The organism is Bacillus cereus group sp. MYBK108-1, from assembly GCF_051917185.1.
Classification (GTDB): Bacteria; Bacillota; Bacilli; order Bacillales; family Bacillaceae_G; genus Bacillus_A; species Bacillus_A cereus.
Window position 1 is genome coordinate 21,034 of sequence record NZ_JBQAHZ010000044.1, and the last position, 10,523, is coordinate 31,556.

Here is a 10,523-nt window from a genome sequence, read left to right on the forward strand (position 1 = left end):
TAGCAAACTGTTTTTGATAGTATAATGAAAGAAGTATGCAGTGAGGAATTTTACTGCAAGTAGCTGAGGTGAAGAAACATGCAAAGAGTGACAAACTGTGTGTTAATTAGAGATAATGAAGTACTCTTACTCCAAAAACCTCGCCGAAATTGGTGGGTTGCACCAGGCGGGAAAATGGAGCGTGGTGAGACTGTAAGAGATTCCGTTGTTCGCGAGTATCGTGAAGAAACAGGTATTTATTTGAAAAACCCAGCGTTAAAGGGGGTCTTCACCTTTGTCATCCAAGAAGGTGATAAAGTTGTTTCTGAATGGATGATGTTCTCCTTTTTAGCGACAGATTTTGCAGGAGAAAACAAACTAGAGAGCGAAGAAGGCATCATTGGTTGGCATACATTTGATAAAATTGATGATTTAGCAATGGCGCCAGGAGATTATCACATTATTGATTATTTAATTAAAGGAAATGGCATAATCTACGGTACATTTGTATATACCCCAGATTTTGAGTTGCTTTCATATCGATTAGATCCGAGTTAAACCGTCAAGGAGAGGATACAATGACAGAGAATAATGATATAAAAATGGTAATTATTACAGGGATGTCTGGAGCTGGAAAAACAGTAGCTTTACAAAGTTTTGAAGATTTAGGATATTTTTGTGTGGATAATTTACCACCGATGTTATTGCCAAAGTTTATTGAGCTTATGGCGGATTCAAAAGGGAAAATGAATAAAGTGGCACTTGGTATTGATTTACGTGGCCGCGAGTTTTTCGAACATTTATGGGGAGCACTTGATGATTTATCAGAACGTACATGGATTATTCCTCATATTTTATTTTTAGATGCGAAAGATAGTACGCTTGTAACTCGTTATAAAGAAACGAGACGTTCGCATCCACTTGCACCAACTGGTTTGCCGTTAAAGGGAATCGAAGCAGAGCGTAATTTATTAACAGATATGAAGGCACGAGCGAATATTGTGCTTGATACATCGGATTTAAAACCGAAAGAATTACGTGAAAAAATTGTTCACTTGTTCTCAACAGAAACTGAGCAAGCATTTCGTGTAAATGTTATGTCATTTGGATTTAAGTACGGTATTCCAATTGATGCAGATTTAGTATTTGATGTTCGTTTTTTACCAAATCCATATTACATTCCACATATGAAGCCATTAACAGGACTAGATGAAGAAGTTTCTTCGTATGTACTGAAATTTAATGAGACACATAAGTTTTTAGAGAAGTTGACGGATCTGATTACTTTCATGCTGCCTCATTATAAAAGAGAAGGCAAAAGTCAACTTGTAATTGCAATTGGATGTACAGGTGGACAGCATCGTTCTGTTACGCTTACAGAATACCTTGGGAAACATTTGAAACCAGAGTATAGTGTTCATGTATCTCATCGTGATGTGGAGAAGAGAAAGGGCCATTAAGGGATGAAAAAAGAGAGAAAGCCTAAAATTGTCATCATGGGAGGCGGAACTGGACTCTCTGTTTTATTAAGGGGATTAAAGCAATATCCTGTTGATATTACAGCAGTTGTTACAATTGCTGATGATGGTGGCAGTTCGGGTAGATTACGTGATGAGCTAGAAATTCCACCTCCAGGTGACATCCGTAACGTACTTGTTGCGTTATCGGATGTAGAGCCACTGGTGGAAGCTTTATTTCAGCACCGTTTCACAACAGGAGACGGACTGAAAGGTCATGCGTTAGGAAATCTATTGTTGGCAGGTATGACCTCGATTACAGGAGACTTTTTCCATGCAATTACAGAAACAAGTAAAGTATTAAATGTCAGAGGACGTGTATTACCAGCAGCGAATCAAAGTGCGGTACTTCATGCGGAACTTGAAGATGGGGAAATTGTAACAGGTGAATCAAAGATTCCTTATTACGGAAAGAAGATTAATCGTGTCTTTTTAACTCCAGAAGATGTAGAGCCATTGCATGAAACGTTGGCTGAGATTAAACGAGCTGATTTACTTGTTTTCGGTCCTGGAAGTTTGTATACGAGTATATTGCCCAATTTAGTTGTTAACAAAATTGGAGACGCTGTTCTTGCTGCAAAGGCGAAGAAGGTATATGTATGTAACGTTATGACACAAGCGGGTGAAACGATGGGATATACTGCTTTTGATCATGTGCAGGCGTTACACGATCATTTAGGGCAACCATTTATCAATACTGCAATTGTAAATAACCGTGAGATTCCTTGTGAATTACGCAAGTCATATGAGGAAGAAATGTCTACACCAGTTGTAGTGGATGAAGAACGTTTTGTTGAAAATAATATTGATGTTATTCAAGAGGGATTAGCGAAGTATGATGATCATGTTGTAAGGCATGATACGTTAAAGTTAGCGTCCATTTTATATTCATTGTTATAAATATGCGTTGCCTCGTTTGAGGTAGCGCTCCTCATTCATATAGGACAAGAATTTTGTTCCATAATAATCGTATAAGGAGGTGTTGACTGTGTCATTTGCATCAGAAACAAAGAAAGAGTTGACGAATCTTGAGATGAAGGAATGCTGTGAGAAAGCAGAATTATCAGCGTTACTTCGAATGAACGGGTCGCTTTCTTTTTCAAACCGTCGTCTATCTATCGATATTCAAACGGAAAATGCGGCAATTGCAAGAAGGATTTATACGCTTTTGAAAAAAGGATATGACGTGACGGTAGAATTGCTTGTCCGTAAAAAAATGCGCTTGAAGAAAAATAACGTATATATTGTGCGGCTTGTTGAGAAGTCTCGCGAAATATTAGCTGATCTTCATATCGTTCGAGATGACTTTTCATTTATTCGAAATATATCACAAGAATTGATTGAGAAGAAATGTTGTAAACGATCGTACTTACGTGGCGCATTTTTAGCAGGTGGTTCAGTAAATAACCCAGAAACATCATCTTATCATTTAGAAATCTTTTCGTTATATAAGGAACATAATGATGCTATATGTGAACTGATGAACGGATTTGATTTAAATAGTAAGACGTTGGAAAGAAGAAAAGGGTACATTACGTATTTGAAAGAAGCAGAAAAAATTACAGAGTTTTTAAATATTATAGGTGCTCATAATGCACTTTTAAGATTTGAAGATATTCGAATCGTACGTGATATGCGTAATTCTGTAAATCGTTTAGTGAACTGCGAAACAGCTAATTTAAATAAAACAATTGGTGCAGCACTAAGACAGATTGAAAATATTCGTTATATTGATGAGACAGTTGGTCTTGATATTTTGCCGGATAAATTACAAGAGATTGCACAATTACGAAGAGATTATCAAGATGTAACATTGAAAGAGTTAGGTGAGATGGTATCCGGGGGGAAGATTAGTAAGTCGGGTATTAATCATCGTTTGCGTAAAATCGATGAAATCGCAGAGAAATTACGCGCGGGGGAAACGTTAGTAAAAAAATAAGAGGTTAAAGGGGAAATGGAGCTGTGGTTCAAAAACGAGTTCAGGTTTCATTAAAAAACGGTTTACAAGCACGTCCGGCTGCGTTGTTTGTACAAGAGGCAAATCGCTTTCATGCAGATATCTTCATCGAGAAAGATGGAAAGACAGTAAATGCAAAGAGCATAATGGGGATTATGAGCTTAGCAATTGGAACTGGAAGCATGATAACAATTACAACAGAAGGTTCAGATGCAGAAGAGGCTTTAGAAGCATTAGCTGCATATGTACAATAAGAAGCTATCGCGTATATGCGATAGCTTTTTTGTTTTGTTGTTTGTGCGGATTAGCGGGGAGGGGTATTTAGCTGGTTTGTCCTTGTCGGAGATTGTCGGTAAATCGATATGTTGTGTCGAACCGTTGATATATTAAAAAAATCGTTGATATAATTTAAGTTTTGTTCGATATAATTGAAAAATCGTTGATATATTTAGAGGGATACTGGATGGGGTATGTGAGCGGGGAACAATATATAAAAGAAGCGCCCAATTATAGGGCGCTTCCACTTTTAGTTATATCCAGCTCCAGCGGCTAGAATCTCCGGTCGCTTCGCCCCTTCATTCGAGGCAAAAAGCGCCTCGGAATCAGGTGCTCCATCGCCCTGTGATTCTGAACGAGCCGCTTCCGCTTTTAGTTATTAACGATTTGTAAAGATCTTATCGATTAAACCGTATTCTAAAGCTTTTTCTGCTGTCATGAAGTTGTCGCGGTCTGTGTCGCGTTGTAGTACTTCAAGTGGTTGACCAGTGCGGTCAGCAAGAATTTGGTTTAGTTTTTCACGTAAGAATAGGATACGTTTTGCAGCGATTTCGATTTCAGTCGCTTGACCTTGTGCTCCACCAAGTGGTTGGTGAATCATTACTTCACTGTTTGGAAGTGCGTAACGTTTTCCTTTTTCACCTGCTGCAAGTAAGAATGCACCCATAGATGCAGCCATACCGATACAGATTGTTGATACTTGTGGTTTAATAAACTGCATTGTATCATAGATTGCCATACCCGCTGTGATAGAACCACCAGGGCTGTTGATGTAGATGTGAATATCTTTTTCTGGATCTTGAGATTCCAAGAATAAAAGCTGGGAAACGATTGAGTTAGCTACGTTGTCATCAATTGCACTACCAAGCATAATGATGCGGTCTTTTAATAGTCGAGAGTAAATATCGTAAGCGCGTTCTCCACGATTTGTTTGTTCAATTACTGTAGGAATTAAATTCATCTGTTATTTCCTCCTTATAAAGCTTTCTTAGTCTTATAATACAATTATGGTCAATAAAGGTCAAACGAAACCACTTTAAATCAAAAAAATATGTAGTTGTACCATGAAATATTCGCTATGTTTTCGAAATTCCCTGCTTATGTATCTTCAACATCATAACCGAATTACATAAATTTAAACGTTACGAAAACTGGAGAAAAAAGAAAAGAACGCTTTTTAACTGAAGCGTTCTTTCGATAATTAGTCTTTTAAAAGATAGGTTACTTTATTTAAAATCTTTTCGATTTGTTTCGCGTTTTTACTATACATTTCGCTTGCTGACTTCGACTTTGTTTCTAGGGAAAATAGTTCAAGATCAGCATGACATTTTTTTAAAGATGCTAATAATAAAGGTTTGTTTTGAGGAGAAGGCATTTGGAGTTTGTCATTGTAAATGTCGATAGTAAGTTGTCCGTATGAATCCACTTGACCGAGGAAGACATTTTCAATAACAACACCGATTTTTTCTAATTCTGAATGTAGCCAAGCGCGGTTATGTCCGCTTGCTGAAAGAGGTTCATCTAGTACATTTCCATCCATAATAACAGTTTGTGGTTCTTTTTCATTTGGCACTTTTAAACCGAGATCTTTTGCTGTAAGTGGCTGAGAATCTTTCTTTAATAATACATTTAATTCTCCACTCGGTTCTAAGACAGCAAATTCGACTTCAGCTATACTGAATGCACCATTTCCTCTAAGAAGTTCAAGTAACTCATCACTTGTATATTTCTCTTTCTTTAAATTATCCTCAAGTACTTTGCCATCTTTTATTAACACTGTAGACTTCCCTTCAAAAAAATCTCTAGCCGTTTTGTTTTTTAGGGAGAGAATTCCGACAAAGAAGGGTACTGAGGCGAAAATAAGTATGGCAAAGACACCGTGGAAAAACTTTTGATCAAGCCCTGTAGCTATTTGAGCGGCGATATCGCCAATTGTCATTCCTGCTATGTATTCAAAAAAGGAAAGCTGAGAGATTTGCCTTTTTCCTAAGCACTTTGTAATAGTGAATAAAATGATTAATATGAATACAGAGCGAAGGATAACAAGTGTCCATTCCGGCAGGTGAGACATAGTCATTTCCTCCAGTCTACTTAAAACCCTTTATATTGAGGTTCTTCACGTTCTAATAATGAAACCCTATCCTGTAAATCAGCGATGATGCTGTCCATTTCTAACATACATTCATGAAATACGCGTTTTGCTTCATCGTCTGTAGAGTTTAGCGAAAGGGAACTTAAGCTTGCTTGAGCGCCCCTTACACTAGCAAGGCAAGTTTTTACGCTAGCGATAACAGTCATATAAACACCTCTTATCCTTTCGGTTTAAATAACAATGCTCCAATGAAGCCGAAAATAATAGCTGCTGATACACCGGCGCTCGTTACTTTAAACATGCCGGTAATAACGCCAACGATGCCATGTTTTGCAGCTTCTTCCATTGCGCCATGAACGAGGGCATTACCGAAGCTTGTAATAGGTACGGTTGCCCCAGCTCCAGCGAAATCAATTAATGGTTCATACAAATTGAATCCATCTAATATAGCTCCGGCAACGACGAGTGTTGCCATTGTATGAGCTGGTGTTAGTTTGCCAACATCAAACATAAGTTGGCCGATTACACATATGAGTCCGCCAATGACGAAAGCCCAGAAAAAAATCATTGCGTTGCACCTCCAAATTCAATCGAAACGGCGTGAGCGATACACGGAATCGTTTCTTCTTGTTGGAATGTAAGTGGAGATAGTAAAGCGCCTGTCGCAACGACAAGTATTTTTTTGAACTCTCCTCTTTTCATTCGGTTTAATAAATGACCGTATACGACAGTTGCAGAACATCCAGGCCCGCTAGCACCGGCTATGACAGGTTGTCCTTCTCTATAAATGATAATTCCGCAATCTTGAAATTGTTCGCTCGTTACTTTCGTTCCGTGTTTATGTAGTAAGTCATAAGCAATTTCGCGTCCTACATGTCCGAGATCGCCTGTTACGATTAAATCGTAGTAAGAGGCATCAATTTGGCGTTCACGTAAATGGGCTTCAATTGTATCAACTGCAGCTGGAGCCATTGCGCCTCCCATATTAAACGGATCCGTTAATCCCATATCAATCACTCGTCCGATTGTTGCAGAGGTTACTCTTGGACCGTGTCCAGTATCGCTTAAAATAGCGGCTCCTGCTCCGGTTACTGTCCACTGTGCAGTAGGCGGCTTTTGTCCACCGTATTCGGTAGGGTAGCGGAATTGTTTTTCTACAGCAGTATTATGGCTTGAAGCTCCAGTTAATAAATATTTTGCACCTTTTGCATTTACGATACTTGCTCCAAGTGCTAAACCTTCCATAGAAGTAGAGCAAGCCCCGAATAGTCCGAGATAAGGAGTGCCAAGTGTGCGGCAAGCAAAGCTTGTTGGAGTGATTTGATTAATTAAATCTCCTGCGAGTACGAATTGAATATCGTCTTTACGAAGTTCTGCTTTTTCAGTAGCGCGGCTACAAGCTTCTTCGAATAAAATTTTATGTGCTTTTTCATAGGAATCTTGTCCAAGCCATAAATCTTCATGAAGGATATCGAAGTCTTCTGGGATGTTCCCCTTTGCTTCAAATGGTCCACCGACAACCCCTGTTGAGATAATGACTGGTTTGTTTTCAAATACCCACGTTCGGTGTCCTTGTAACATTTATAGCCCTCCCCATTGAACGAGAATCGTTTTAATAAGTGCGATGACGAAAGCGGAAAATACACCAAATAAAATAACAGAACCAGCTAGTTTAAACATATTGCCGCCAACGCCAAGGACAAATCCTTCCGTTCGATGCTCAATACATGCGGCAATAACAGAGTTACCAAATCCAGTAACAGGTACAGCTGTACCTGCTCCGGCAAACTGTCCAAAACGATCGTATATACCAAATCCAGTTAGCAACATGGAGATGAAAATGAGAGTTGCGACTGTTGGATTGCCTGCTGAGCGTTCAGTGAAATCAAAATATGTGATGTAAAAAGTAGAAATGAGTTGTCCGATGAAGCAAATAAAACCCCCGACGAAAAAGGCTTTTATACAATTTTTTAAGACAGGTCGTTTCGGTTCGCGTTCTTGTTCGAATTTTTTATACTCCTGTTGTACAGGGGTTAAGTTTTTATCTTTACTAGCCATTGCAATCCTTCCTTTTCTTTTAAAAAGCGTTAAGTGTTAGACTCCATTTTTTTACCAATGAATTTTAATTGTTTATTAATTTCATCTTTAGATACTTCTTTTTCCTTAATTTTTCTTTCGAGTTTTTCGAGTAACATAAAGATTTTTTTATCTGTACTGACACGAACATCGAAAGTAGGATGCTCATCACTTAGCTGCTTTTGAAGCTTCTTACGAAGAGGTTTTAATCCAAACCTTTCGTGATGCTCCGGTATAACTGCTATGTAGAGATCTAAATTTGAATTCACTGCTGTGCTTTTTATAATTTCATCCATAGCGAGAGCTCTTTTCTTCGCTCCTTGTGATATAGATTGATTAAAGGATTCCGTACTCGTCTTTGTTAACTTTGGACCTTTTTCTTTCTCCGTTCGTTTTGCTTCTTCTTTCACTTTTTTATCTAAAGGACTATTATCACATCCGGTAAAAGAGCTAAATAGAAGTGCAAATAATGCGGTTATGAGGCCGAGTTTTCGCATAATTATCATTCCATTTCTATTGCAATATGTAATGTGATAGAAAAAGGATGACTGCATATCATCCTTTTTCTATTTCACAGCAAGACTGATTCGTTATTGCTGTGAGTATTGTGGTTCTTCTTGTTGGACTTCTTCAACGCGTGGGTTTAAAGAATCGATAATCGTTTGTGTTTGCTGCGCAGCTGTTTGGAAAAGTTGCTTCGCTTGTTGGTTATCCGTATCAAGAGCGAATCCCTCTAAGCTAGCTTGTGCACTTTTTAATCCAGAAACAGTTTGCTTTAGTTTCGTAATTACAGTCATTGAATGAAGCCCCCTTTGGAATATCAATTCAAAGATTATAATTTGTGAGTTGGGGTGAATTTATGATTGGAAAATTTAGGGGTGAAATAGATTTTATATGCTTTTAGCTAAGATGCATAAGGTATTACGGGGATATTTTTATTGATTTAGATGGATTTTATTGCTATTATTATGAGAAGAAAATGAAGTGTTTTCTATAATCATGCGCCCATAGCTCAGTCGGATAGAGCGGTGGTTTCCGGTACCACGTCTGCCGGGGGTTCGAATCCCTCTGGGCGCGTTATATAAACTTTAATATTATTTTGTGCAGAAGCCCTTTGTGTGGTAAGTAAAAATACCACGTGCAAAGGGCTTTTTTGATGTTATTGTTAGCCTATTATTGTTTATTTACTGTTGAATCCGGAGCTGAAATTCCTAACTTACATTTTGTAGGTTAGGAATTTTTTATTTTAAAAATGTTAAAAATATGCAATTTTGCGAAGTTACCTAAAAACTTTGAATCTTGTAAATTTATAACTGTAGAGAACAACAAACAAATAAATAAACAAATGAATAGAAAAACAAAAGGAGGAATGAAATGGTTAAGAAATTCAAATTTACAAAAGAGGAATTAGTAGAAGCATGGAAAGATCCCCAAGTAAGAGAAAAATTAAAAGACTTACCGAAACACCCATCTGGAAAAGCGTTAAATGAATTAAGTGAAGAAGAACTAGCGGAAATCCAAGGGGCATCGGATGTACAACCAGAAACAACACCACTTTGTGTGGGAGTAATTATAGGATTAACAACGTCAATTAAGATTTGTAAATAAAAATAAAAAACAAAATGAGAGGATGAATGAAATGTCAAAAGAATACAAGTTCACAAAAGAAGAGTTAGTAGAAGCATGGAAAGATCCACAAGTAAGAGAAAAATTAAAAGATTTACCGAAACACCCATCTGGAAAAGCGCTAAATGAATTAAGTGAGGAAGAATTAGCGGAAATCCAAGGGGCATCGGATGTACAACCAGAAACAACGCCGCTTTGTGTGGGAGTAATTATAGGATTAACAACGTCAATTAAGATTTGTAAATAAAAATAAAAAACAAAACGAGAGGATGAATGAAATGACAAAAGGATACAAGTTCACAAAAGAAGAGTTAGTAGAGGCATGGAAAGATCCACAAGTAAGAGAAAAATTAAAAGATTTACCGAAACATCCATCGGGTAAAGCGTTAAATGAATTAAGCGAAGAAGAATTAGCGGAAATCCAAGGGGCATCGGATGTACAACCAGAAACAACACCACTTTGTGTGGGAGTAATTATAGGATTAACAACGTCAATTAAGATTTGTAAATAAAAATAAAAAACAAAACGAGAGGATGAATGAAATGACAAAAGGATACAAGTTCACAAAAGAAGAGTTAGTAGAGGCATGGAAAGATCCACAAGTAAGAGAAAAATTAAAAGATTTACCGAAACATCCATCAGGAAAAGCGTTAAATGAATTAAGCGAAGAAGAACTAGCGGAAATTCAAGGGGCATCAGATGTACAACCAGAAACAACACCACTTTGTGTGGGAGTAATTATAGGATTAACAACGTCAATTAAGATTTGTAAATAAAAATAAAAAACAAAACGAGAGGATGAATGAAATGTCAAAAGAATACAAGTTCACAAAAGAAGAGTTAGTAGAGGCGTGGAAAGATCCCCAAGTAAGAGAAAAGTTAAAAGACTTACCGAAACACCCATCTGGAAAAGCGCTAAATGAATTAAGTGAGGAAGAATTAGCGGAAATCCAAGGGGCATCGGATGTACAACCAGAAACAACACCACTTTGTGTGGGA

18 protein-coding genes and 1 tRNA gene are annotated in these 10,523 nt (G+C 37.6%); 11 read left to right on the forward strand and 8 right to left on the reverse strand.

The window, feature by feature from the left end; all coding sequences use genetic code 11:
* Positions 1-78: 78 nt before the first annotated feature.
* The 5 genes from ACTFSL_RS30230 to ACTFSL_RS30250 all read left to right on the forward strand — a co-directional run bounded on the left by ACTFSL_RS30230 (position 79) and on the right by ACTFSL_RS30250 (position 3,707).
* Positions 79-537: an NUDIX hydrolase gene (locus tag ACTFSL_RS30230; protein ID WP_001190080.1), complete on the forward strand. Its 459-nt coding sequence runs from the start codon at positions 79-81 to the stop codon at positions 535-537.
* A gap of 20 nt (positions 538-557) precedes the next feature.
* Positions 558-1,439: an RNase adapter RapZ gene (gene rapZ, locus ACTFSL_RS30235; RefSeq protein WP_000138459.1), complete on the forward strand. Its 882-nt coding sequence runs from the start codon at positions 558-560 to the stop codon at positions 1,437-1,439.
* 3 nt (positions 1,440-1,442) lie between these two features.
* Positions 1,443-2,396, forward strand: a complete 954-nt coding sequence (locus ACTFSL_RS30240) for a gluconeogenesis factor YvcK family protein (RefSeq protein WP_000712188.1) — start codon at positions 1,443-1,445, stop codon at positions 2,394-2,396.
* 88 nt (positions 2,397-2,484) lie between these two features.
* Entirely contained in the window at positions 2,485-3,435 is a 951-nt protein-coding gene (whiA, locus tag ACTFSL_RS30245) for a DNA-binding protein WhiA (RefSeq protein WP_000006558.1), read from the forward strand.
* Positions 3,436-3,458: 23 nt separating this feature from the next.
* Entirely contained in the window at positions 3,459-3,707 is a 249-nt protein-coding gene (locus ACTFSL_RS30250) for an HPr family phosphocarrier protein (protein ID WP_000250307.1), read from the forward strand.
* Between the two features lie 401 nt (positions 3,708-4,108).
* Here the strand turns inward: ACTFSL_RS30250 and clpP are convergent, their stop codons facing one another.
* From clpP to ACTFSL_RS30290, 8 genes are all read right to left on the reverse strand, one after another.
* Positions 4,109-4,690, reverse strand: coding sequence for an ATP-dependent Clp endopeptidase proteolytic subunit ClpP (clpP, locus tag ACTFSL_RS30255; RefSeq protein ID WP_001049162.1), 582 nt, complete (start codon positions 4,688-4,690; stop codon positions 4,109-4,111).
* Between the two features lie 240 nt (positions 4,691-4,930).
* Positions 4,931-5,800, reverse strand: coding sequence for a DUF421 domain-containing protein (locus tag ACTFSL_RS30260; protein ID WP_000018930.1), 870 nt, complete (start codon positions 5,798-5,800; stop codon positions 4,931-4,933).
* Positions 5,801-5,820: 20 nt separating this feature from the next.
* Positions 5,821-6,027, reverse strand: coding sequence for a DUF1657 domain-containing protein (locus ACTFSL_RS30265; RefSeq protein ID WP_000215913.1), 207 nt, complete (start codon positions 6,025-6,027; stop codon positions 5,821-5,823).
* An 11-nt stretch (positions 6,028-6,038) separates the two neighbouring features.
* Positions 6,039-6,389 (reverse strand): stage V sporulation protein AE, encoded by a 351-nt coding sequence (gene spoVAE, locus ACTFSL_RS30270; protein ID WP_000575919.1) that lies wholly within the window; start codon positions 6,387-6,389, stop codon positions 6,039-6,041.
* On the reverse strand, positions 6,386-7,402 hold the full coding sequence (gene spoVAD, locus ACTFSL_RS30275) for a stage V sporulation protein AD (RefSeq protein ID WP_000938970.1): 1,017 nt from the start codon (positions 7,400-7,402) through the stop codon (positions 6,386-6,388). Before spoVAD ends, spoVAE begins: the two co-directional genes overlap by 4 nt.
* A complete protein-coding gene (gene spoVAC, locus ACTFSL_RS30280; protein WP_000146953.1) occupies positions 7,403-7,879 on the reverse strand; it encodes a stage V sporulation protein AC in 477 nt (158 codons plus the stop codon).
* A gap of 29 nt (positions 7,880-7,908) precedes the next feature.
* Positions 7,909-8,394: a YhcN/YlaJ family sporulation lipoprotein gene (locus ACTFSL_RS30285; RefSeq protein WP_001228543.1), complete on the reverse strand. Its 486-nt coding sequence runs from the start codon at positions 8,392-8,394 to the stop codon at positions 7,909-7,911.
* A 93-nt stretch (positions 8,395-8,487) separates the two neighbouring features.
* A complete protein-coding gene (locus tag ACTFSL_RS30290; protein ID WP_000216166.1) occupies positions 8,488-8,694 on the reverse strand; it encodes a DUF1657 domain-containing protein in 207 nt (68 codons plus the stop codon).
* A gap of 204 nt (positions 8,695-8,898) precedes the next feature.
* Here ACTFSL_RS30290 and ACTFSL_RS30295 point away from each other — a divergent pair.
* The 6 genes from ACTFSL_RS30295 to ACTFSL_RS30320 form a co-directional block, all read left to right on the forward strand.
* A tRNA-Arg gene (locus ACTFSL_RS30295) sits at positions 8,899-8,974 on the forward strand.
* Between the two features lie 297 nt (positions 8,975-9,271).
* A complete protein-coding gene (locus ACTFSL_RS30300; protein WP_029443586.1) occupies positions 9,272-9,505 on the forward strand; it encodes a mersacidin family lantibiotic in 234 nt (77 codons plus the stop codon).
* Positions 9,506-9,536: 31 nt separating this feature from the next.
* Entirely contained in the window at positions 9,537-9,770 is a 234-nt protein-coding gene (locus ACTFSL_RS30305) for a mersacidin family lantibiotic (RefSeq protein WP_030029258.1), read from the forward strand.
* Positions 9,771-9,801: 31 nt separating this feature from the next.
* Complete coding sequence (locus ACTFSL_RS30310; RefSeq protein ID WP_000160316.1) at positions 9,802-10,035, forward strand: mersacidin family lantibiotic; 234 nt, start codon at positions 9,802-9,804, stop codon at positions 10,033-10,035.
* A 31-nt stretch (positions 10,036-10,066) separates the two neighbouring features.
* A complete protein-coding gene (locus ACTFSL_RS30315; RefSeq protein ID WP_000160316.1) occupies positions 10,067-10,300 on the forward strand; it encodes a mersacidin family lantibiotic in 234 nt (77 codons plus the stop codon).
* Positions 10,301-10,331: 31 nt separating this feature from the next.
* A partial coding sequence (locus ACTFSL_RS30320) for a mersacidin family lantibiotic (protein ID WP_440042905.1) occupies positions 10,332-10,523 on the forward strand: 192 nt, incomplete at its 3' end.

Bases quoted from the DNA above. Each gene is read 5' to 3' on its own strand.
- ACTFSL_RS30230 (WP_001190080.1), top strand. From the start codon at position 79: ATGCAAAGAGTGACAAACTGTGTGTTAATTAGAGATAATGAAGTACTC.
- rapZ (WP_000138459.1), top strand. From the start codon at position 558: ATGACAGAGAATAATGATATAAAAATGGTAATTATTACAGGGATGTCT.
- ACTFSL_RS30240 (WP_000712188.1), top strand. From the start codon at position 1,443: ATGAAAAAAGAGAGAAAGCCTAAAATTGTCATCATGGGAGGCGGAACT.
- clpP (WP_001049162.1), bottom strand. From the start codon at position 4,690: ATGAATTTAATTCCTACAGTAATTGAACAAACAAATCGTGGAGAACGC.
- ACTFSL_RS30260 (WP_000018930.1), bottom strand. From the start codon at position 5,800: ATGTCTCACCTGCCGGAATGGACACTTGTTATCCTTCGCTCTGTATTC.
- ACTFSL_RS30265 (WP_000215913.1), bottom strand. From the start codon at position 6,027: ATGACTGTTATCGCTAGCGTAAAAACTTGCCTTGCTAGTGTAAGGGGC.
- spoVAE (WP_000575919.1), bottom strand. From the start codon at position 6,389: ATGATTTTTTTCTGGGCTTTCGTCATTGGCGGACTCATATGTGTAATC.
- spoVAD (WP_000938970.1), bottom strand. From the start codon at position 7,402: ATGTTACAAGGACACCGAACGTGGGTATTTGAAAACAAACCAGTCATT.
- spoVAC (WP_000146953.1), bottom strand. From the start codon at position 7,879: ATGGCTAGTAAAGATAAAAACTTAACCCCTGTACAACAGGAGTATAAA.
- ACTFSL_RS30285 (WP_001228543.1), bottom strand. From the start codon at position 8,394: ATGCGAAAACTCGGCCTCATAACCGCATTATTTGCACTTCTATTTAGC.
- ACTFSL_RS30290 (WP_000216166.1), bottom strand. From the start codon at position 8,694: ATGACTGTAATTACGAAACTAAAGCAAACTGTTTCTGGATTAAAAAGT.
- ACTFSL_RS30300 (WP_029443586.1), top strand. From the start codon at position 9,272: ATGGTTAAGAAATTCAAATTTACAAAAGAGGAATTAGTAGAAGCATGG.
- ACTFSL_RS30305 (WP_030029258.1), top strand. From the start codon at position 9,537: ATGTCAAAAGAATACAAGTTCACAAAAGAAGAGTTAGTAGAAGCATGG.
- ACTFSL_RS30310 (WP_000160316.1), top strand. From the start codon at position 9,802: ATGACAAAAGGATACAAGTTCACAAAAGAAGAGTTAGTAGAGGCATGG.
- ACTFSL_RS30315 (WP_000160316.1), top strand. From the start codon at position 10,067: ATGACAAAAGGATACAAGTTCACAAAAGAAGAGTTAGTAGAGGCATGG.